Here is a 22,101-nt window from a genome sequence, read left to right as displayed (position 1 = left end):
TTTCCCCATGTGAGAGTAGGTCATCGTCAAGATTAAATTCCGAAACCCCAATTGCGAAAGCAGTTGGGGTTTTGTTTTGCCTGCGAAAAAGTTTTCAGGCAAATCGAACCTCAACTGTCGCAAGAGTCGCCATTGGAGAAAAACCTTCTTAAGTGACCGTGCAGTTTTTGGTATGGTGCAGCTCGTTTTTTAAAGGACTGATGTCATGCCCATGGATCGGCGCTCACTTATGCCAAAGAGTTGCTGTAGAAATGCCTGAACCTATCCCGATCAAGGATCACGAGAAAGAGACGCGTCTGGTCAACAAGCGGTTGATCGCCTGTGCCTTGTTTGTTTTCGCAGTCAGCTGCGCCCTGGTAGTTCGCCTGTACATCCTGCAAGTAGTGGAGTTCGACTATCACTCGACCATTTCCGAAAACAACCGTGTCCATGTCCTGCCAATCCCGCCGACACGCGGCCTGATCTATGACCGCAACGGCGTTTTGCTCGCCGATAACCGTCCCAGCTACAATCTGACCATCACCCGCGAGCGAGCTACTGACGTCAATCAGGAACTGGACGAGGTCATTAATCTCCTGCACCTTCCTGCCGAAGACCGCACGGTGTTCGACAAAGCCATGAAACAGTCCCGTCACCCATTCACACCAGTGACGTTGTTTTATGAACTGACCGAAGAGCAGATTGCCGTGTTAGCGGTCAACGAGTTCCGCTTGCCTGGGCTCGATGTCGAGCCACAGTTCGTTCGACATTACCCGCTCGGAATGCACTTCGCTCACTCGATCGGCTATGTCGGCCGGATCAACGAAAAGGAATCCAAAACCCTCGACTCGGTGGAATACCGCGGCACTCAGTCCATCGGCAAGACTGGCATCGAACGCTTCTACGAAGCGCAGTTGCACGGTCACGTCGGTTATGAGGAAGTCGAGACCAATGCCCAGGGCAGGGTATTGCGGGTGCTCAAACACACCGACCCCGTGCCGGGCAAAAACATCGTTCTGAGCCTCGACGTCAAACTGCAAGAAGCGGCCGAAGCCGCTTTGGGTGGTCGTCGTGGTTCGGTCGTGGCGCTGGACCCGTCCACCGGGGAAGTGCTGGCCATGGTCAGCAATCCGAGTTTCGATCCCAACCTGTTCGTCACCGGCATCAGCTCCAAAGAGTATTCGGCGCTGCGAGATTCCATCGACCGACCGCTGTTCAACCGCGTGCTGCGCGGCTTGTACGCACCGGGTTCGACCATCAAGCCGGAAGTGGCGATCGCGGGTCTCGATGCAGGCGTTGTTACGCCGCAGACCCGGGTCTTCGATCCCGGTTATTACCAACTCCCGGACTTCGATCACAAATACCGTAACTGGAACCACAGCGGCGATGGCTGGGTGGACATGGACGCGGCGATCATGCGTTCCAATGACACCTACTTTTATGACCTGGCGCATAAGCTTGGCATTGATCGCCTGCACGACTACATGGCCATGTTCGGCCTGGGCGAAAAAGTCTCGCTGGACATGTTTGAAGAGTCTCCCGGCCTGATGCCATCCCAAGCCTGGAAACGCGCCACACGGCGACAAGCATGGTTCCCGGGGGAAACGGTGATTCTCGGCATTGGTCAGGGCTACATGCAGGTGACGCCGCTGCAACTGGCCCAGGCTACCGCATTGATCGCCAACAAAGGGGTGTGGAACCGCCCGCATCTGGCCCAGACTGTCGACGGTGTGGCACCGGTCGACGAGCATCCGATGCCGAACATCCTGCTCAAGGATCCGCGCGACTGGGACCAGGTCAACCACGGCATGCAGATGGTAATGCACAATGCCCGCGGCATTGCCCGTGCGGCAGCGGCGGGGGCGCAATACCGTATCGCTGGCAAAAGCGGCACGGCGCAGGTGGTGGCGATCAAGCAGGGCGAACGTTACAACCGCGAGAAGACGCTTGAGCGTCACCGCGATAACGCCTTGTTCGTCGGCTTCGCCCCGGCGGAGGACCCGAAGATTGCGATTTCGGTGATGATCGAAAACGGTGAGGCCGGTGGTCGTGTTGCCGGACCCGTAGTGCGGCAGATCATGGACGCCTGGCTACTCGGTCAGGACGGCCATCTCAAGCCGCAGTACGCGGCGCCGACCAAAGCGTCGGCTGATCCGCACGTGTAACCGGCAACAGCATCACAGCGCAGGCGCATACAGGTTGAGACTGTGCTGGAAGTTGTCGAGGGATACGGTTGCTTGGAACTGACCAGTTGCAGCGACCGTACCGACGCCATCGTTGGCAAGTCAGACCTGAAAAAGTCAGGCCCCCGGCACCGGGCAACTCATGTCACCTTCTTCACACTTCAAATACTGCTTCAACGTTTCAACCCGCACCTTGGTCACCCCGGTCATGCAGTTACCGTAAACCCACGGATACACACTCCCGCCCGTCACGCCCGAAGACGAAAACTTGCACTCGGCATCTCGAAACCCGATCCACGCACGCTGCGCACTGACCAACAGCTTCTTGCCATCAGGGTTATCCTTCAAACGCCCGGTGATCTGCTGATATACCGCGTTCAACTCTTTGTCGGCAGCTTTGTAATCCTGTCCGGCGCACTGATTCATCGTCGCCTGATCGCTGGCGTTGGCGCAGTCAACGGCGGCGTGGGTGAGGGTGGTGAATAGCAATGGCGTCAGGGCCAGGAACAAGCGTGGGGACATGTAGATTCTCACTGTCGATGTCAGGAAAGGCAGGCATTGTAGCGATGAAACTCAACTGCCGTTGTAACCGCGCAGGCGCATGCAATCGTTGGTCAGTTCGATCTGTTTTTCGGCCACTACAATTCCGTCGCCCACACCGGCACCGACCGCCGCTTCCATGCTCTTGTCCGAAGGCGCGCTGCTGAAGCTGGCCGTCGCTGATTTGGCTTGATACAGGCACTCGGCTTTGTCGTGATCGAGCTCTGCTTGGGAGGCGCCCGGCTTGCTCCAATGGTCTACCGAAGTGACACAGGCAGTCAGGCAAAGCAGAACTGCGTATAAGCCGATATTTCGTGATGACCGCATGATCAACTCCCGGTGTTCATTGGGTGGCCGACTGAGTCTAGACACATCTTTGTGCTACCGAGTCCTACCGCAACGCTCCTTGATACAACTTCAGGTTGGACATGTGGTCATACAAGCCTACTGTTCAGAACAGGAGGTGACGTATGAAACCAGTACCCAACAGTTTCGAACGCAAAATCACGCTCAAGGCGCCGCGCTCACATGTGTGGCGTGCATTGGTCGATGCCGAGGCGTTTGGCCAGTGGTTTGGCGTGGCACTGGAAGGAAGGCGGTTTATTGCCGGTGAATGGACGCAAGGGCAGGTCACGTATCCGGGTTATGAACATGTGTTGTGGAACGTGTTGATCGAGCGGGTCGAGCCGCAGCAATTGTTCTCGTTCCGTTGGCATCCGTATGCGGTCAATCCCAAAATCGACTATTCCCAGGAGCCGACAACGCTGGTCAGGTTCGAGCTGGAGGATTTTGAGGAGGGCACGTTGCTCAAGGTTTCGGAGTCCGGTTTCGCGCACATTCCCGACATTCGCCAGAAAGAGGCCTATTACATGGACAGTCGTGGCTGGGAAGAGCAGTTGAGCAGGCTTGAACAGTTTCTCGTCGAAAGCGCCCGGGCGCGTGAGCGTGACGGTAGCTGAAGGCGCTATGTTCGACCCAGGACTCAGGCCTTGGCCACCGAGGCATTCTGGTTTCTGCAGGATGACCCGCAAACTCAGGCCTCAGGGCAGTTGAAGGTCGCGCACATCGCGGCGTGCATGCTCAACGGCTGACACGTCTAAGGGTTTTCGGAAGGGCTTCTATGGCGAATGTCTTACACGCTATGGTAGCTATTGCGACTATTGCCGATTGGATCCACCGCGTAATCTACACCCATCAACTGAAGCACAGGGAGTACTTCAGGATCAAGGATGATCGACCATTGCAAGGATCGCTGCCGACAGGGAGTCGATAATGGTCTTGGGAAAACCCGCTTCGGCGGGTTTTTTTTCGCCCGTAGAAAAGTGCCAAACCTGATGTAATGAGCAACTGTGGCGAGGGAGCAAGCTTCCTCGCCACAATAGTTGTGAACCGTCAGGACGCGATCAACTGCCGCAACACATAATGCAGAATCCCCCCCGACTTGAAGTACTCAACCTCGTTCAGGGTGTCGATGCGGCACAACACTTCAATTTTCTCCTGTCGTCCGTCTTCACGGGTGATGACCAGAGGCAGGTTCATGCGCGGTGTCAGTGATACGCCGGTCAGCCCTTGAATCTCGAAGGTTTCCTTGCCAGTAAGATTCAAACTCTTGCGGTTCTGATCGAGTTTGAATTGCAGCGGCAACACGCCCATGCCCACCAGGTTGGAACGGTGAATTCGCTCGAAGCTCTCGGCGATTACTGCTTTGACGCCCAGCAGGTTGGTGCCCTTGGCCGCCCAATCGCGACTGGAACCGGTGCCGTATTCTTGCCCGGCAATCACCACCAGCGGCGTTCCAGAGGCTTGATAGCGCATGGCTGCATCGTAGATTGGCAGTTTCTCACCGGTCGGAATGTAGATCGTGTTGCCGCCTTCTTCACCGCTAAGCATCTCATTGCGGATCCGAATGTTGGCGAAGGTGCCGCGCATCATCACTTCGTGATTGCCGCGACGTGAACCATAGGAGTTGAAGTCCCGCGGCTCCACGCCTTTTTCGCGCAGATAGCGTCCGGCCGGGCTGTCAGTCTTGATATTGCCGGCAGGTGATATGTGGTCGGTGGTCACCGAATCGCCAAGCAGCGCCAACACTCGCGCACCCTTCACATCCTTGATCTCTGGCAGCGGGCCGGAAATGTTGTCGAAAAACGGTGGATGCTGGATGTAAGTCGAATCGTCCTGCCACACGTAGGTGGCGGCTTGCGGCACCTCGATGGCTTGCCACTGTTCGTCACCTGCAAACACTTCGGCGTATTCCTTATGGAACATCGCGGTGCTGACCTGACTTACCGCGTCGGCGATTTCCTGGCTGCTTGGCCAGATGTCACGCAGATAAACCGGATTGCCCTGTTGATCATTGCCCAACGGTTCGCTGCTGATGTCGGTGCGAACGGTGCCAGCCAAGGCATAAGCGACCACCAGCGGTGGCGAGGCCAGCCAGTTGGTTTTCACCAGAGGATGCACGCGACCTTCAAAGTTGCGGTTGCCGGACAGTACCGAGGCGACGGCGAGGTCAGCTTTCTGGATGGCTTTTTCGATTGGTTCCGGCAATGGCCCGGAGTTGCCGATGCAGGTGGTGCAGCCGTAACCGACCAGTGAAAAGCCGAGCTGGTCGAGGTATTGCGTCAGCCCCGCAGCCTTGTAGTAATCGGTAACTACTTTCGAACCCGGCGCCAGAGAGCTTTTGACCCACGGTTTGCGCGTCAGGCCTTTCTCCACGGCTTTCTTCGCCAAGAGCCCCGCGGCCATCATCACGCTGGGGTTTGAGGTATTTGTGCAGGAAGTAATGGCGGCGATGACCACTGCGCCGTTTTTCAGGCGATAGGTGTGGCCGTCGTATTCATAGTCCGTTTCGCCGACCAGATCGGCATTGCCCACGGCGACGCCACCGCCGCCCTCGCTTTCCAGACGGCCTTCTTCTTTGCTCGTCGGTTTGAATTGCAAGTCGAGGAAGTCGCTGAAGGCTTGCGCGACATTAGGTAGCGAGACGCGGTCCTGTGGGCGTTTCGGCCCGGCCAGGCTGGCCTCGACGCTGCCCATGTCCAGCGCCAGACTGTCGGTAAACACCGGCTCCTGGCCGGGCAGACGCCACAGCCCTTGGGCCTTGCTATACGCCTCGACCAGCTTCACCACTTCCGCCGGTCGCCCGGACAGGCGCAGGTACTCCAGTGTCACGTCATCGACCGGGAAGAAACCGCATGTCGCACCGTATTCCGGGGCCATGTTGGCGATGGTCGCGCGGTCGGCCAGTGGCAGGTCGGCGAGGCCGTCACCGTAAAACTCGACAAATTTGCCGACCACGCCTTTTTTGCGCAGCATCTGCGTGACGGTCAGCACCAGGTCGGTGGCGGTAATGCCTTCCTTGAGTTTGCCAGTGAGTTTGAAACCGATCACTTCCGGAATCAGCATCGACACCGGTTGCCCGAGCATCGCCGCCTCCGCCTCAATTCCGCCGACGCCCCAGCCGAGTACGCCGAGGCCGTTGATCATGGTGGTGTGGGAGTCGGTGCCGACCAGAGTGTCGGGAAAGGCATAGGTGCGGCCGTCTTCATCCTTGGTCCACACGGTGCGCCCGAGGTATTCGAGGTTGACCTGGTGGCAGATCCCGGTGCCCGGCGGCACTACGCTGAAGTTGTCGAAAGCGCTTTGGCCCCAGCGCAGGAAGGCATAGCGTTCGCCGTTACGCTGCATCTCGATGTCGACGTTCTGCTCGAATGCGCTGGGCGTGGCGAACTTGTCGACCATCACCGAGTGGTCGATCACTAGATCGACCGGGGATAGCGGATTGATACGCTGCGGATCGCCGCCAGCCTTGGCCATGGCCGCGCGCATCGCTGCGAGGTCGACTACGGCAGGGACGCCGGTAAAGTCCTGCATCAATACGCGGGCAGGGCGGTACTGGATTTCCCGGTCGGAGCGACGCTCCTTGAGCCACGCAGCAATTGCCTTGAGGTCGGCGCCGGTGACAGTTTTTTCATCTTCCCAGCGCAGCAGGTTTTCCAGCAGGACTTTCAGCGACATGGGCAGTTTGTCGATATTACCCAAGCTTTTGGCAGCATCCGGCAAACTGAAATAGTGGTAGATCTTGTCATCGATTTGTAGAGTTTTAAGGGTCTTCAGACTATCGAGGGACGGCATTACGATCACTCCTTTAAATCCGCACGGCTACGGATTGAGGGGACGGGCAGAGCTATCAACGTAGCCCTGTTTTCATTAGCTGGCTAATAACTGGACTCTATGGAGAGAACCAAGGTTCCGACTTCGGCTATCATGCGCCGGTTTTCGTGACAGGCTTTGCTTCAACGCAAGCCTGAGCATCGCGCAGGGGCCGAATGATCGCCCGCTGCCCAGGAGTAAGAATGAACACCCTATTCATGCATTGTCGGCCAGGCTTCGAAGGCGAAGTCTGTTCGGAGATTTCCGACCTCGCCGCCCAATTGAACGTGTCCGGTTACGCCAAGGCGAAAACCGCCACCGCGTTCGCCGAGTTTGTCTGCACCGAAGAAGACGGCGCCGAGCGTCTGATGCGCGGTCAGCGTTTCGCTGAGCTGATCTTCCCGCGCCAATGGGCGCGTGGCGTCTTCATTGATCTGCCGGAAACCGACCGCATCAGCGTGATCCTCGCGCACATGGCCGAGTTTCCAGTGTGCGGCAGCCTGTGGCTGGAGGTCGTCGATACCAACGATGGCAAAGAGCTGTCGAACTTCTGCAAGAAATTCGAAGGCCCGCTGCGCAAGGCGCTGACGGGTGCCGGCAAACTGGTGGAAGACGCGAACAAGCCGCGTCTGTTGCTGACGTTCAAAAGCGGCCGCGAAGTGTTTCTGGGAATGGCTGATGCCGGTAACTCGGCGATGTGGCCGATGGGCATTCCACGCCTGAAGTTTCCCCGTGAGGCTCCGAGCCGTTCGACGTTGAAGCTCGAAGAGGCGTGGCACCATTTCATCCCGCGTGATCAGTGGGAAGATCGTTTGCACAGTGACATGACCGGCGTTGACCTTGGTGCCGCACCGGGCGGCTGGACCTGGCAACTGGTCAACCGCGGCATGCTGGTGACCGCTATCGACAACGGCCCGATGGCCGAAAGCCTGATGGACACCGGGCTGGTGCAGCACTTGATGGCGGACGGCTTCACCTTCAAGCCCAAGCAGCCGGTGGACTGGATGGTCTGCGACATCGTCGAGAAACCGGCGCGTAACGCGGCGATGCTCGAAGAGTGGATCGGCGAAGGGCATTGCCGCGAGGCGGTGGTCAACCTGAAGCTGCCGATGAAGCAGCGTTATGCCGAAGTGAAGCGTCTGCTCGAACGCATCGCCGATGGTTTCAAGGCGCGCGGGATCAAGGTCGATATCGGCTGCAAGCAGCTGTATCACGACCGCGAAGAAGTGACCTGCCATCTGCGCCGACATGATGTGAAGAAAACCAAATCCCGCTGATAAACGTGGGGACGGAACCTGTGACGGGGGATAAATCCCCTCGCCACAGGTGGCCGAGCACCCGGCAATGGGCGACAATGCCGGCCAGTTTCAGGAGTTAATCATGAGTGAAATGATCGATACCCCGGTCGACGGCACCCTCGACGCCACCGGTCTCAATTGCCCGGAGCCGGTGATGATGTTGCACCAGCACATCCGTGACCTGGTGCCCGGTGGCTTGCTCAAGGTGATCGCCACGGATCCATCGACCCGTCGCGACATTCCGAAGTTCTGTGTATTCCTCGACCATGAACTGGTCGGGCAGCACGAAGACGCTGGGACTTATCTGTACTGGATCCGCAAGAAACAAGCCTGAGCCTCAGGCCAACGCAAAACCAAATGTGGGAGCGAGCCTGCTCGCGAATGCGATGTGCCAGTCACTGTTAATGTCGACTGATGCACTGCTTTCGCGAGCAGACTGGCTCCCACATTTTTTTGTGCCGCGTAAGGGGCTCAGCCCATCGAGCGACTGATACGAATGCGCTTGCGAGCGCTGCGAGTCAGGCGAATCGACAGCATCAGCGCCGCGCAACTCAGACCGACGATCAAACCCTGCCACAACCCGCTCGGGCCACGCGGTTCACCGAGCCAGTCGGTCAGGCCGAGGGCGTAACCCACTGGCAGGCCGATGCCCCAATAGGCGAACAGCGTCAGGATCATGGTCACTCGCGTGTCCTGATAACCGCGCAGCGCGCCGGCAGCGGTGACCTGGATCGCGTCGGAAAACTGGAACAGTGCCGAATACACAATCAGCATTGCCGCGATGTGAATCACCGTCGGGTCAGCCGTGTAGATCGCTGCAATTGGCTCGCGCAGCAGCAACATCATGCTCGCCGAGAGACACGCATAGGCCAGCGCAGTGCCCATGCCGACGCCAGCGGCAAAACGCGCCTCGCGGGGTTCTTCACGCCCCAAGGCTTGACCGACGCGCACGGTCACGGCCATGCCCAGCGAGTAGGGAATCATGAACACCAGCGAGCTGACGTTCAGCGCAATCTGGTGTCCGGCGACCACGGTTGCGCCGAGGCTGCCGATCAGCAGTGCGATCACCGCGAAGATGCTCGACTCGGCAAATACCGCGATGCCGATTGGCAAACCGATGGCCAGCAGACGCTTGATCACCGCCCATTGCGGCCAATCGAAACGGCTGAACAACTCGCTCGAACGATACGCCGGAGCCCAGCGCTCGTAACCGGCCAGACCCAGCGCCATCACCCACATCACGATCGCCGTAGCCCAGCCGCAGCCGACGCCGCCCATGGCCGGCACGCCAAAGTGGCCATAGATGAAGATGTAGTTCAGCGGAATATTCAGCGCCAGCCCGCACAGGCCCAGCACCATCGCCGGACGGGTACGGCCGAGGCCGTCACTGAAGCAGCGCAGCACATGATAGAACGCCACCGCTGGCAAACCGCTGGCGATGCCATGCAAGTACTGCATGCACGGGCCGATCAGCTCGGGATCGACTTTCATCAGGTGCAGAATCGGCTCGGCGGCAACCAGCATCGCGGTCGCGATCAAACCCACCACGAGCGCCAGCCACAACGCCTGGCGCACAATCGGGCCGATTTCGCTGTGGGTGCCGGCGCCGTAACGCTGGGCGACTTTTGGGGTGGTGGCCAGCAGGGTGCCGGTCATCAACAGAAATACCGGCACCCAGATCGAGTTGCCCAGTGCCACTGCCGCCAGGTCCTTGGGGCCGACGCGCCCGGCCATCACCGCATCGACAAAGCCCATGGCCGTGGTGGCCAGTTGCGCGATGATGATCGGCACCGCCAGGGCGAGCAGAGTCTTGAACTCCAGGCGAATCCGCGCGGGGCGGGTGAGGGAGACGGCGACAGGTTGGTCAGTTACAGAATTCACAGGAAAAGCGTCCACAGATGTTGATGCGCAGGGCGACGCATTCTACGCCGCTGACGTGTTGGTCAGGAAAAATCCTGTGTTGCGGATTTGTAATCCCCTTGTGGCAAGGAAAGTGTTGTTCTCGGTTCTGGAACCAAACCCCGCTGGCCCAACCGCGCATCTGCACCTAAACTGCCGATCCGCCCAAGGAGCCCGCCATGCTGATTGTTGCTGACGAAAATATACCGCTGCTCGATGCCTTTTTCGCCGGTTTCGGTGAGATCCGCCGAGTGCCCGGCCGTTCCATCGACCGTGCGACGGTCGAGCAGGCCGACGTGTTGCTGGTGCGCTCGGTGACCAACGTCAACCGCGCGCTGCTCGAGGGCAGCAAGGTTCGCTTTGTTGGCACCTGCACCATCGGCACCGATCATCTGGATCTCGAGTATTTCAACGAGGCGGGCATCACCTGGTCGAGCGCGCCCGGCTGCAATGCCCGGGGCGTGGTCGATTACGTGCTCGGCAGCCTGATGACCCTCGCCGAAATCGAAGGCGTTGATCTGACGCAGCGAACTTATGGTGTCGTTGGCGCGGGTGAAGTCGGTGGGCGCCTGATCAATGTGCTGAAGGGCCTGGGCTGGAACGTAAAAATCTGCGATCCGCCACGCCAGGCCGCCGAGGGTGGCGATTACGTCAGCCTGGAGCAGATCATCGAACAGTGCGACGTAATCAGCCTGCACACACCGCTGACCCGCAGTGGTGCCGGTGCGACCTGGCACCTGTTCGATCAACATCGTTTGCAGCAACTCAAACCTGGCGCCTGGTTGATCAACGCAGCGCGGGGGCCGGTGGTGGATAACGCCGCGCTGCGCGAAGTGCTGCTGGAGCGCGAAGACCTGCAAGCGGTGCTCGATGTCTGGGAGGCCGAACCCGAGGTCGATGTGGCCCTGGCTGAACTCTGCGTGCTGGCGACGCCGCACATTGCCGGTTATAGCCTCGACGGCAAACAGCGCGGCACGGCGCAGATTTATCAGGCGTACTGCGAGTTTATCGACCAACCTGCGAGCATCCAGCTCAGTGAACTGCTGCCGGCGCCGTGGTTGTCGGAAGTGACCTTGCATGCCGACAGCGATCCGGCCTGGGCGTTGGCGATGTTGTGTCGTGGCGTGTACGACCCACGCCGGGATGACGCGGATTTTCGCCGCAGCCTTGTAGGCAATGTCGGCGAGCAGCGTGCGGCGTTCGATGTATTGCGTAAGCAGTATCCGGTTCGGCGCGAGATTGAAGGGCTGAAAGTGCGGATCGAGGGGGATTCGCCCGCGTTGCGGCAGATGGTGGCGGCACTGGGAGCCGTGGCAGTGTAGGCACCGAGTTGGCTCAATCGCGAGCAGGCTCGCTCCCACATTGGATCTCGGTCTCCTGTGGGAGCGAGCCTGCTCGCGATGGGAGCGCCGCGGTCTGACTGGCGCAAAGAAAAAACCCGGTCAAAGGGACCGGGTCAGGAAGACGGTGGCTACATCACTCTTGTTCGACAGGCTTGACCAATCGCTTCTCCAGTTCGCGGCACGCGTCCTGGATCATGTCTTCGGTGATCGGTACTTCGCGGCCTTGTTCATCGATAATCGAGCACCCCAGAGTCTGGCCGGGCTTGGTGCGGATCACTTCAATCTTGTCTTCGCTGCTGTGTTGCAAGGACATGGCCTGTCTCCTCATCAGGTTGTGCGCCTAGGTTAAAACCGCCACGTGACCGGGCTATGACAACTCCCTGCGGTCTGTCGGCGGCGGCATCTCTACTCAAACAGAAATGACCGCTCGTCTCAACCGGGACTTTAGACCAATAGCCTCTAGGGTCTAGTCGTCACGGGCATATTTAACCTGACTCATTGTGATTTACAGAGTTCCCCCCCATCTGAGTGTGTAGGCTGGCCCTATCCATCAGCGCAGATGTGAACCCGAATGATCTCGATGCTTTCCTCGCGACACCGACGCGCCTTGCGCCTGACCAGTCAATTTCTCTTGCCCTATCGCTGGCAGGCTTTTGGCGCATTGCTCGCATTGATTGCCACCGCAGGCATCACCTTGTCGATGGGGCAGGGCATCAAGCTGTTGGTTGATCAGGGCTTCATGACCCAGTCGGCGGATTTGCTCAACCAATCCATTGGCCTGTTCATGCTGTTGGTCTTGGGCCTCGCGGTCGGCACCTTTGCCCGGTTTTATCTGGTCTCCTGGATCGGCGAGCGTGTCGTGGCAGACATCCGCCGACAAGTGTTCAACCATCTGGTGTACCTGCATCCCGGGTTCTACGAAGACAACCGCAGCTCGGAAATCCAGTCGCGCCTGACAGCGGATACGACATTGCTGCAATCGGTGATCGGTTCGTCGCTCTCGCTTTTTCTGCGCAATCTGCTGATGGTGATTGGCGGCATCGTTCTGCTGTTCATCACCAATCCCAAACTCACCAGCATCGTGGTGATCGCGCTACCGCTGGTGATTGCGCCGATCCTGATTTTCGGTCGACGCGTGCGCAATCTGTCGCGTCAGAGCCAGGACCGGATCGCCGACATCGGCAGCTATGTGTCCGAAACCCTCGGCCAGATCAAAACCGTGCAGGCGTACAACCATCAAGTACAGGACGAGCAACGTTTTGCCTCAACGGTCGAACAGGCTTTCGAGACAGCACGCAAACGGATCTTCCAGCGCGCGTGGTTGATCACCCTGGTGATCGTGCTGGTGCTTGGCGCTGTCGCGGTGATGTTGTGGGTCGGTGGCATGGACGTGATCGCCGGGCGTATTTCTGCCGGTGAGCTGGCGGCATTTGTCTTCTACAGCCTGATCGTCGGCAGTGCGTTTGGCACCTTGAGTGAAGTAATCGGCGAGCTGCAACGTGCGGCCGGTGCCGCCGAGCGAATTGCTGAATTGCTGCGTTCGGAAAACATCATCCAGCCACCAAAGACTGGATTGGTGACCTTGCCTGCGCGGGTGCGGGGTGAACTGGAATTGCGGGATGTGCGTTTTTCCTATCACTCGCGTCCAGAAAGCTACGCCGTTGATGGCTTGAATCTGACGGTCAGGGCAGGCGAAACCCTAGCGCTGGTGGGGCCGTCGGGCGCAGGAAAATCCACGGTGTATGACTTGCTGCTGCGCTTTTACGATCCTCGCGAGGGCCGGATTCTGCTGGATGGCGTGCCACTGACGAGCCTTGATCCGTTGGATCTTCGCCGTTGTTTTGCCCTGGTTTCACAAACGCCAGCCCTGTTCTTCGGCAGCGTGGAAGAGAACATCCGCTACGGCTGCCCGACGGCCACACTGGAGCAAGTCAAGGAAGCGGCCAGAATTGCCCACGCCCATGACTTCATCGAACAAATGCCTGACGGCTACCAGACACATCTGGGGGATGGCGGACTGGGACTCTCTGGCGGCCAACGCCAGCGTCTCGCCATCGCTCGAGCGTTGCTGGTCGACGCGCCGATCCTGTTGCTGGACGAAGCCACCAGCGCCCTCGATGCCCAAAGCGAACACCTGATCCAGCAAGCCTTGCCGAACCTGATGCAAAACCGCACCACCCTGGTGATCGCCCATCGCTTGGCCACGGTGAAAAACGCCGACCGGATTGCGGTGATGGATCAGGGCAAACTGGTCGCGGTGGGGACACATCAGGAATTGATTGCCAGTAATCCGTTGTATGCGCGGTTGGCGGCGTTGCAGTTCAACGATGGACACGCGGTCGTCGTGTAGGAGTTGCCGCAGGCTGCTCAGGTAACCGACCTAGTAGCGAGGCGATGGTTAATGCTGGAAAACCGATCTTTACGAATCAGTGAGTTGATGGCAAAACGAAAACGCTGATCCTACCGTTCAAAAAAATGCCCGTATCTCGCGATACGGGCATTTTTTTTCATTTGGCGTTAGTCAGATGATCACTGATCATCGAAGTAGCGCTCATGCCAATCCACCAGCGGTTGCGGCGAATTTAGCTTCTGCCCGTAGATCACCGAATAGGACAGAACGTTCTGCACGTACTGACGGGTTTCGTCGAACGGGATGCTTTCCACCCACACGTCGAAGCTCAGGTGGTCGGCGCCGCGCAGCCATTGGCGCACACGGCCTGGGCCGGCGTTGTAGGCGGCGGAGGCGAGGACGCGGTTGCCGTTGAACTGGCTGTGCACCTGGCTCAGGTAAGCAGCACCGAGTTGAATGTTCTTGTCCGGGTTCAGCACTTGCTGCGGCGAGGCCAGGGGAATGTTGAACTTGCGCGAGGTTTCCTTGGCGGTGCCGGGCATCAGTTGCATCAGGCCGCTGGCGCCGACGCCGGAACGGGCATCGTCCATGAACGCGCTTTCCTGACGGGTAATGGCGAACACCCAACTCGAATGCAGGCCGCGAACCTTGGCTTCACGCACGAGGGTTTCGCGGTGGGCCATCGGGAAGCGGATGTCCAGATCGTCCCAGTACTGCGCCTGACTGATGGTGCGAATCGCCGGGAAATACCACTTCAGGTCGTAGGCGAGTTTGGCTTGGGCAACCATTTCGTCACGGTTGAAGTGACGGCTAACGTGGTACCACTCACGGCGACCGTCGACGATTTGCCCGCGTGCGTGGAACTCAAGTGCGCGGCGCACGCCGGGCGTGTTGCGTACTTTGTTGATCAGCGCCTGGCTAAGCACCAGTGGTTTGTTGTTCAGCGAATAAGGGGATTGCGAACGGTCAGCGGCGAGGAAACCGTAGAAATCACGTTCCCGCGCAAGGTTTTTGTACAGGGTCTGCGCTTCCGGGTTCTGTGGTTGCGCCAACTCGAGACTGCGTGCCTGCCAGTAGCGCCAGCGGTTAGTGGTGGCCAGATCCTGTGGCAGACGGCGGGTCAATTGATAAGCATCGTCCCACCGCGCCAGACGCAGAAGCAGGCGCAGACGCCATTCGGAAACTGTGTTGTCGCGCAGTTCCGGATCGTATTTGGTCATTACGTCCAGTGCGCGGCTGTCGAAGCGGCGGGCCAGGGTCAGGCCGATTTCCCGGGCGATCGCGACTTTCTCATCACGGGAAAAATGCATGCTGCTGGCATAGCCGTCGAGCAGGGCCATGGCTTTTTCCGGGTCCTGACGAGCGAGGCGGCGCAGGCCGAGGCTGACCACATCGGACATCGGCTCATCGGCCGGAGTGAAGCGCGACGGCTGGTTGAGCAGCTCGGGTTTCTGCGCGACATCCACCAACAGGCGACCACGTGGGGCGAGGGTGGTCAGGCCGTTGATCAGGCTGTTGGCCAGCGGATAGTTGCGCGCCTGAGCAGCGAGCTTGGTGCGCTCCCAGCGTTTCTGTTCGGTCAGTTGACCCTCGGCGGCCCACATGCCGAACAGTGCATCGCACGCGGCGGGCTGCGACTTGCCGGTCAGCCAGAGCTTTTCGGTGGCGGCGTAGCCTTCGGTCTTTTTGTTGTGGCTGATCTGATACTGCGCGTTGAGGCAGTCCAGTTCGGTGAAATTGAGCTTTGGATCGTAATACTTGACGAAGGTCGCCCAGTCGCCGCGATCGGCCAGCCAGCGCAACCAGCGCAGCTTCATCCAGTTGGCCTGGGGCAGGTCACCGTGCTCGGCGAGGAATTTCTCGATCTCCGCGTTGCTGGCGCTTTTCAGGCGTGCGGTCAGCTCGTCGTAAGCCAGATACGGCTCGAGCGGGTAATCGGCCAGCGCCTGGCTATAGCGCATATATGGGCCGGTATCGCCCTTGGCCAACGCGCGTTTGGCTTCATCGTAATACTGACGCTGGGTGGACAGGTCCACCGCCTGGGCGGATTGAACGGCAGCGGCGGAAAGTAGCAAACAGGACAAAACACTGAAGAGGCGACTGCGCATGAGACATCCGGGCAGAGAAATCATGACAAGTGCCGATATCGATCAGCACTGAATTGTCTGTAGCTTAGCCTTTTGCCAGCAAGCGGCGAAAGCTTTGCAAGCCTTGTGGCACAAGTTCGCAACAAATGTTGTGCAGAGTGCTTCGACAGACAAATTGCCGGCCTGCTGAAGCCTCAAGTCAGGTAGAATGCGCCCCCGGTTTTTGGAGAAGCTCATGACCCTGCTCAAATTCAGCGATGTGTCCCTTGCGTTCGGCGCTATGCCGTTGTTGGACAAGGTGTCCTGGCAGATCGCCCGTGGTGAGCGGGTGTGCATCATCGGCCGCAACGGCACTGGCAAGTCCAGCATGATGAAACTGGTCAAGGGCGACCAGAAGCCTGATGACGGCTCGGTGTGGCGTGCCCCCGGTCTGAAAATCGGCGAACTGCCGCAAGAATTGCCGGTGGCCGACGAGCGGACTGTCTTCGACGTGGTGGCCGAGGGCCTCGACGGCGTTGGCGCCTTGCTCGCCGAATACCATCACTTGAGCCAGAACATCGTCACCGATGCCGATCTGGACAAGTTGATGCACGTCCAGCAAGACCTCGAAGCCCGTGATGGCTGGCGCTTGCAGACTCTGGTCGACAGCACCCTCAGCCGCCTGCAACTGCCGGCCGACAAGACCCTCGCCGAGTTGTCCGGCGGCTGGCGTCGTCGCGTGCTGCTGGCGCAGGCACTGGTGTCCGAGCCGGATCTGCTGCTGCTCGACGAGCCAACCAACCACCTGGACATCGGTGCGATTGCCTGGCTTGAAGAAGCGCTGAAAGATTTCCAGGGCGCCGTGCTGTTCATCACGCACGACCGTTCTTTCCTGCAAAACCTCGCCACGCGCATTCTGGAACTGGATCGCGGCGGCCTGATCGACTGGAACGGCGACTACGCCAGCTTCCTCGTGCACAAAGAAGCCGAGCTCGCTGCTGAAGCTACCGCCAACGCGCTGTTCGACAAGCGTCTGGCCCAGGAAGAAGTGTGGATCCGTCAGGGTATCAAGGCCCGTCGTACCCGTAACGAAGGCCGCGTGCGGGCCTTGAAAGCCCTGCGCGTTGAGCGCAGCGAGCGTCGTGAACGCACCGGCAAGGCCAATATTCAGTTGGACACCGCCGACAAGTCCGGCAAGCAAGTGATGGTGCTCGAGAACGTGAGCTTCGCTCACCCGGGCGGGCCGTTCCTGATCAAGGATTTCTCGATGGTCCTGCAGCGCGGCGACCGTATCGGTCTGCTCGGCGCCAACGGTACCGGCAAGACCACGTTGCTGAAGTTGATGCTCAACGGCTTGCAGCCAACCAGCGGCAAAGTGGAAGAGGGTACGCGGATCGACGTGGCGTACTTCGACCAGTTGCGCCATCAACTGGATCTGGAAAAAACCGTGATCGACAACGTCGCCGAAGGTCGCGACTTCATCGATATCGATGGTCAGAGCCGCCACGTTCTGAGTTATCTCGGTGACTTCCTGTTCAGCCCGCAGCGTGCTCGCACGCCGGTCAAGGCGCTGTCGGGTGGTGAGCGTGCGCGTCTGCTGCTGGCCAAACTGTTCAGTAAACCGGCAAACCTGTTGGTACTCGACGAACCGACCAACGACCTCGATGTGGAAACCCTCGAGCTGCTCGAAGAAGTGCTGCTGACGTTCAATGGCACTGTGCTGATGGTCAGCCACGACCGGGCATTCCTCGACAACGTGGTCACCAGCACCCTGGTCTTCGAAGGTGAAGGCAAGGTGCGTGAATACGTTGGCGGTTATCAGGACTGGATCCGTCAGGGTGGCTCGCCACGTCTGTTGGGTGTCACCGAGAGCAAGTCGGGCAAGGCTGACCTGAACTCGGCGGTGGTCGCTGCCGAGCCGGCCGCTGGTGCTGCGCCTGCCGCTGCTCCGGCTGCCAAGAAGAAGCTGAGCTACAAGCTGCAGCGCGAGCTGGAAGCGTTGCCAGGCGATATCGATGCCAAGGAACAGCAGATCGCTGCCGTTGAGGCCGAAATGGCCGACAGCGGTTTCTATCAGCGTCCTGCCGCAGAAACTGCCAAGGTGATTGCCTCGCTTGAGCAATTGCAGGCAGAACTGGAAGCGTTGGTGGAGCGTTGGGCCGAGCTGGATGCCTGATTGCTCCAGCCATTAAAAAGCCCGGCCTCATTCGCGTGAGGCCGGGCTTTTCATATGGGGACGGTGAACCAATGTGGGAGCGAGCTTGCTCGCGAAAGCGGTTGTCAGGTCACCTCAATGTTGAATGTGCTGACGCCTTCGCGAGCAAGCTCGCTCCCACATGACTGTATTGTTTTAGCGTTTTACCAGATGCACCGCCAGCACATCGCAAGGTGCGCCGTGCAACACATCATTGGCGGTTGAGCCCAGTAACAGCGCCAGACCATGACGGCCATGGCTGCCGACCACGATCAGGTCGCATTGCTGTTCCTTGGCAAAGTGATGGATTTCCTGACGCGGCTGGCCGTAGGTCAAGTGGCAGTTGGCGCCTTCGAGTTCGGTGTACTTGAGCTTCAGGCGCTCAAGGCGTTCCTTGGCCTGATCGAACTGCTGCTGTTGCAGTTGTGACAGGTCCATCGGCACGTCGCCGCCAAACGCCATGGCCATCGGTTCGACAATATGCACCAGTGACAGCTTGGCGCCGTTGCTCACCGACAGCTCTCGGGCGCGGTGGATGACAGGGTCGCACTCTTCAGTCAGATCTACGGCGACCAGGATGTGGTGGTAGGGCATGAGGCGCTCCTCGTAAGGGTTCAATATTGTTAAGTATGGCTGGTTTCAAGCGCATTGGTTCCAAAGCGACACAATGGGCTCATCAGAAAACGGGAGTACAGATATGACGGTCTGGATAGTGGTGTCAATCCTGTTGGTGGTATTGAGCCCACTGGCATGGTTGCGCCCATCACGCGCGCAGAGCGGTCGAATCGCTCTGCGCATGGAGGCGCGCCGTATTGGCCTGGCCATGCAGCTGGCGCCTCAGGAGTGGCCGCACTGGCTGTCGCAAGAGCCGCCGACTCCGTGCGCGCAGTACCATCGGCCGCGTCGCGGCAATCAGCCGCCATGCTGGACGTACTGGCAAAAATCGCCAGGCGTGTGGGTCAATCAGTGGCAGGAGGTCTGCGAGGATCGTGTGCTGCTCAATCATTTCGAAAAGTTGCCAGACAACGTCTTCAAGATCGAGGCAGACAAGCAGATGATCGCCTTGTACTGGGGCGAGAAGGGCGAAGCCACGGTTTTGCTGGATATCGACGCCACCCTGAAAGCGCTGGCGTAACTCTTGGATTTTTCGCACTGCAATGGTGCGAAACGTCCGGCAGGCTAGCGCTAAAAGGGTTCTTCACGCAATCCCGGGAAACACAGAAACCAGAACTCTGATCCTCGCAGCTCACCCCGAGTATCAACGCCATGATTGCAGCTTCGAGTGCCAGTTGGTTTTCATAAATCTTAAACAGCTGGGAAGGGCGAAGGTCGCAATTAGGCATCGCAATTTCTTCGAGAATAGGACAGCTTTGCAGGAGAGGAGAATCGAAGGGTTAAAGTGGTGAACGACGATACACCTCATCGAGCCGGCCACGGCAGCATTGATCATGGCCACCGTTAAGATTTGAAGCCCCTCACGTGTTTATCAGGCGCTTTAGATTCCCAATGTCACCCCATGAGATCTGCTGCCAAATGAAATTACTGCTTCATCCTGCCAGGGTTGTCTCCCTGGTTTTCCTGGCCTTGATACTGGTCGGTACCGCTATTTTGATGCTGCCGATGTCCCAGGCCGAAGGTATTTCCTCGCCTTGGGTGACTGCTTTTTTTACCGCTGTCTCGGCTGTCTGCGTGACCGGACTTATAGTGGTGGACACCGGTACGTACTGGTCAACCTTCGGCCAGTCGGTGATCTTGCTGCTGTTCCAGATCGGCGGCTTCGGCATTATGACGGTGGCGACCTTGCTCGGCTTGATGGTCAACCGAGGCTTACGTTTACGCACCAAAATGGTCGCACAATTGGAGTCACGCTCGTTGGGGTTGGGCGACATTGCCAGCGTTGCCAAGCTGGTCCTTGTGGTGACATTCGCCTTGGAACTCATCCTGACCCTGTGGCTCACCCTCAGGTTGCACCTGACATATGATCTGCCATGGGCTGAAGCGGCGTGGAGCGGCCTGTTTCATGCGGTATCAGCATTCAATAATGCGGGTTTCTCCATTCATCCCGACAGCCTGACGCGTTACGCATTCGATGCCGGGATCCTGCTGCCAATCATGGCTGCGATCATTATCGGCGGCATTGGCTTTCCCGTTTTGTATGACTTGCGCAGCAGATTCAGCGATCCTCGTCGTTGGTCGCTGCATACCAAGCTCACCTTGGTCGGAACCGCAATCCTGCTTCTAGTCGGTTTTTTAACGCTGCTAGTGTTCGAGTGGTTCAACCCGGCGACCCTTGGCCCGATGCCCGTTATCGATAAAGTGCTCTCGGCGGCATTTGCGTCCGTTTCTGCGCGTACAGCCGGATTCAACTCGATCGATATCGGCGCGATGACTCATGAAAGCTGGGCAATTCACTACCTGCTGATGTTCGTCGGGGGTGGCAGTGCGGGAACCGCAGGTGGCGTAAAAGTCGGCACTGTAGCCATTCTGGTCTTACTGGTGATTGCAGAAATTCGTGGCCACAGTGACAGCGAGGCATTTGGTCGTCGAGTCGGCGCCCCAGCCCAGCGTCAAGCTATAACAGTGCTAGTGCTCGGCAGCGCCATGATCGTGCTGGCGACGCTCTTTATCATGCGTGAAACAGACCTGCCCACAGACCAGGTCATATTCGAAGTCATCTCAGCGTTTGGCACGGTCGGCTTGTCCACTGGCATTACCGCTGATCTCCCCGAGTCAGCCCAACTGATGCTCACGCTGCTGATGTATGTCGGGCGGGTCGGCACTATCACGCTGGCGGCGTCACTGGCGTTGGGCGAGCGCCGTATGCCTTACCGCTACCCAGAGGAACATCCAATTGTTGGCTAAATTTCTTTTTACCGAGCAGTTTTCCTTTTCCAAGGGCGATAGCGTGGTGGTGATCGGCCTTGGCCGCTTCGGTGGCTCCGTGGCTCAATCGTTGATGCGACTCGGTCACGATGTGATGGGTATCGACCAGGACGCCGGGCCAGTCCATGAGTGGGCCGATCTCTTGACGCATGCTGTCCAGGCCGACTCCACCAATCTGATGGTCTTGCGCCAACTGGGCGTAGCCGATTTCGCTCACGCCATTGTGGGGATAGGCACAGATCTGTCAGCCAGCTTGCTGACCATCATGACGCTGACCGAACTGGGTATCGGGGATATCTGGGTCAAGGCCAGGACTACCGAGCATGGTCAGATAGCCCAACGGATTGGCGCCCATCACGTTGTCTACCCTGAGAAAGATATGGGGGAGCGTGTCGCTCATCTCATTACCGGGCGGATGATCGACTTCATCGAGTTCGATGACGGCTTTGCCATTGCCAAGATTCACGCGCCCTTGGCGAGCCAGAACAACACCTTGGCCGACAGTGATATTCGGGAAAAATTTGGTGTGACGGTTGTAGGTTTGAAGCGCGCCACCCTGGATTTCCAGCATGCCACGCCTAGCACCCTGATCTTACCGGGTGATCTGCTAATCGTTTCCGGCCCGACAGATCTGATTCAGAAGTTTGCAGGTCATTCGACTTGATCGGAAAGCGATGCTGCTGAGTGAATACGCCCGAGCTTCTCGTTTACTCCAATAATTGAGTCCAATAAAAAGCCCGATATGATTCATCGGGCGGGGTTGGCCAGGCAGGCCGGAAATTCTTTTACCGCTGACCTAGCCTCAAACGGCCAGCGCATTTACCTATCGTCCAGTCAGCGTAGACTTTTAAACAGGACTCGCTGCGAATTAGGGCGACTTTTCTAACTATTGATCCTATGAATGGCAGCACATGCAGACGCGTGTTGCGAGTCTGTGTGGTACGGAAATGACCGCAAAGTCGCATTCCAACCCGCATTTTGGGCGATTGACAATTGTCGGAAATTCCGTGAAGGTGACGTACCCAAATCAAACGGGCGTATGAATTGAGCGTTTGTCTTACAGACTGCTCCTACAGAATCCCGACTATCGCGTTGGCGGGTGTGCCGGGTGGATTGGTGTCAGCATCGACGAAAAAGCGTCCTGCCTAGCCATGCGCCTGCGTCCGCCGTGTACTGTTCAGCTTCCATATCGTGGAGATCAGTTGATGATTTTC

The 22,101-nt window shown here is 58.5% G+C and carries 17 protein-coding genes; 10 read left to right on the top strand and 7 right to left on the bottom strand.

Annotated features, from left to right (window positions below; all coding sequences use genetic code 11):
- The first annotated feature begins 251 nt into the window (after positions 1 to 251).
- Complete coding sequence (gene mrdA / locus ACIQVE_RS26080) at positions 252 to 2,144, top strand: penicillin-binding protein 2 (RefSeq protein WP_402814050.1); 1,893 nt, start codon at positions 252 to 254, stop codon at positions 2,142 to 2,144.
- 135 nt (positions 2,145 to 2,279) lie between these two features.
- Here the strand turns inward: mrdA and ACIQVE_RS26075 are convergent, their stop codons facing one another.
- On the bottom strand, positions 2,280 to 2,684 hold the full coding sequence (locus ACIQVE_RS26075) for a lysozyme inhibitor LprI family protein (RefSeq protein WP_402814048.1): 405 nt from the start codon (positions 2,682 to 2,684) through the stop codon (positions 2,280 to 2,282).
- Between the two features lie 51 nt (positions 2,685 to 2,735).
- Complete coding sequence (locus ACIQVE_RS26070) at positions 2,736 to 3,029, bottom strand: hypothetical protein (protein WP_402814046.1); 294 nt, start codon at positions 3,027 to 3,029, stop codon at positions 2,736 to 2,738.
- 143 nt (positions 3,030 to 3,172) lie between these two features.
- Between ACIQVE_RS26070 and ACIQVE_RS26065 the strand changes: the two genes are divergently transcribed.
- A complete protein-coding gene (locus ACIQVE_RS26065) occupies positions 3,173 to 3,661 on the top strand; it encodes an SRPBCC family protein (RefSeq protein ID WP_402814043.1) in 489 nt (162 codons plus the stop codon).
- 433 nt (positions 3,662 to 4,094) lie between these two features.
- Here the strand turns inward: ACIQVE_RS26065 and acnA are convergent, their stop codons facing one another.
- The gene (gene acnA / locus ACIQVE_RS26060; protein WP_402814041.1) at positions 4,095 to 6,836 is read right to left on the bottom strand and encodes an aconitate hydratase AcnA; all 2,742 of its coding nucleotides are present in this window, start codon (positions 6,834 to 6,836) and stop codon (positions 4,095 to 4,097) included.
- A gap of 221 nt (positions 6,837 to 7,057) precedes the next feature.
- Between acnA and rlmM the strand changes: the two genes are divergently transcribed.
- Positions 7,058 to 8,131: a 23S rRNA (cytidine(2498)-2'-O)-methyltransferase RlmM gene (rlmM, locus tag ACIQVE_RS26055; protein ID WP_402814038.1), complete on the top strand. Its 1,074-nt coding sequence runs from the start codon at positions 7,058 to 7,060 to the stop codon at positions 8,129 to 8,131.
- A 103-nt stretch (positions 8,132 to 8,234) separates the two neighbouring features.
- Complete coding sequence (tusA, locus tag ACIQVE_RS26050) at positions 8,235 to 8,486, top strand: sulfurtransferase TusA (protein ID WP_115147206.1); 252 nt, start codon at positions 8,235 to 8,237, stop codon at positions 8,484 to 8,486.
- 137 nt (positions 8,487 to 8,623) lie between these two features.
- Here the strand turns inward: tusA and ACIQVE_RS26045 are convergent, their stop codons facing one another.
- Positions 8,624 to 10,033, bottom strand: a complete 1,410-nt coding sequence (locus ACIQVE_RS26045; protein ID WP_402814034.1) for an MATE family efflux transporter — start codon at positions 10,031 to 10,033, stop codon at positions 8,624 to 8,626.
- A 197-nt stretch (positions 10,034 to 10,230) separates the two neighbouring features.
- Here ACIQVE_RS26045 and pdxB point away from each other — a divergent pair, with 197 nt between their 5' ends.
- A complete protein-coding gene (gene pdxB, locus ACIQVE_RS26040; protein ID WP_402814032.1) occupies positions 10,231 to 11,373 on the top strand; it encodes a 4-phosphoerythronate dehydrogenase PdxB in 1,143 nt (380 codons plus the stop codon).
- A gap of 154 nt (positions 11,374 to 11,527) precedes the next feature.
- Here the strand turns inward: pdxB and ACIQVE_RS26035 are convergent, their stop codons facing one another.
- A complete protein-coding gene (locus tag ACIQVE_RS26035; RefSeq protein WP_402814029.1) occupies positions 11,528 to 11,707 on the bottom strand; it encodes a PA1571 family protein in 180 nt (59 codons plus the stop codon).
- A gap of 258 nt (positions 11,708 to 11,965) precedes the next feature.
- Between ACIQVE_RS26035 and ACIQVE_RS26030 the strand changes: the two genes are divergently transcribed.
- Complete coding sequence (locus tag ACIQVE_RS26030) at positions 11,966 to 13,744, top strand: ABC transporter transmembrane domain-containing protein (RefSeq protein ID WP_402814027.1); 1,779 nt, start codon at positions 11,966 to 11,968, stop codon at positions 13,742 to 13,744.
- A gap of 179 nt (positions 13,745 to 13,923) precedes the next feature.
- Here the strand turns inward: ACIQVE_RS26030 and ACIQVE_RS26025 are convergent, their stop codons facing one another.
- On the bottom strand, positions 13,924 to 15,852 hold the full coding sequence (locus ACIQVE_RS26025; RefSeq protein ID WP_402814024.1) for a transglycosylase SLT domain-containing protein: 1,929 nt from the start codon (positions 15,850 to 15,852) through the stop codon (positions 13,924 to 13,926).
- A 214-nt stretch (positions 15,853 to 16,066) separates the two neighbouring features.
- Here ACIQVE_RS26025 and ACIQVE_RS26020 point away from each other — a divergent pair, with 214 nt between their 5' ends.
- A complete protein-coding gene (locus ACIQVE_RS26020; protein ID WP_402814021.1) occupies positions 16,067 to 17,986 on the top strand; it encodes an ATP-binding cassette domain-containing protein in 1,920 nt (639 codons plus the stop codon).
- Positions 17,987 to 18,160: 174 nt separating this feature from the next.
- Here the strand turns inward: ACIQVE_RS26020 and ACIQVE_RS26015 are convergent, their stop codons facing one another.
- Positions 18,161 to 18,598 (bottom strand): universal stress protein, encoded by a 438-nt coding sequence (locus tag ACIQVE_RS26015; RefSeq protein ID WP_042560173.1) that lies wholly within the window; start codon positions 18,596 to 18,598, stop codon positions 18,161 to 18,163.
- Positions 18,599 to 18,701: 103 nt separating this feature from the next.
- Here ACIQVE_RS26015 and ACIQVE_RS26010 point away from each other — a divergent pair, with 103 nt between their 5' ends.
- The 3 genes from ACIQVE_RS26010 to ACIQVE_RS26000 all read left to right on the top strand — a co-directional run bounded on the left by ACIQVE_RS26010 (position 18,702) and on the right by ACIQVE_RS26000 (position 21,551).
- Positions 18,702 to 19,139, top strand: coding sequence for a hypothetical protein (locus tag ACIQVE_RS26010; protein ID WP_402814017.1), 438 nt, complete (start codon positions 18,702 to 18,704; stop codon positions 19,137 to 19,139).
- Between the two features lie 398 nt (positions 19,140 to 19,537).
- Complete coding sequence (locus ACIQVE_RS26005) at positions 19,538 to 20,866, top strand: TrkH family potassium uptake protein (protein WP_402814015.1); 1,329 nt, start codon at positions 19,538 to 19,540, stop codon at positions 20,864 to 20,866.
- Entirely contained in the window at positions 20,856 to 21,551 is a 696-nt protein-coding gene (locus tag ACIQVE_RS26000) for a potassium channel family protein (protein WP_402814012.1), read from the top strand. Before ACIQVE_RS26005 ends, ACIQVE_RS26000 begins: the two co-directional genes overlap by 11 nt.
- The last annotated feature ends 550 nt before the right edge of the window (positions 21,552 to 22,101 follow it).

It is taken from the genome of Pseudomonas sp. NPDC098747 (assembly GCF_044760045.1).
In the GTDB taxonomy this organism is placed as follows: Bacteria; Pseudomonadota; Gammaproteobacteria; order Pseudomonadales; family Pseudomonadaceae; genus Aquipseudomonas.
Note: the sequence above shows the minus strand (reverse complement) of the source record. Positions and strands in the feature narration are given on the sequence as shown.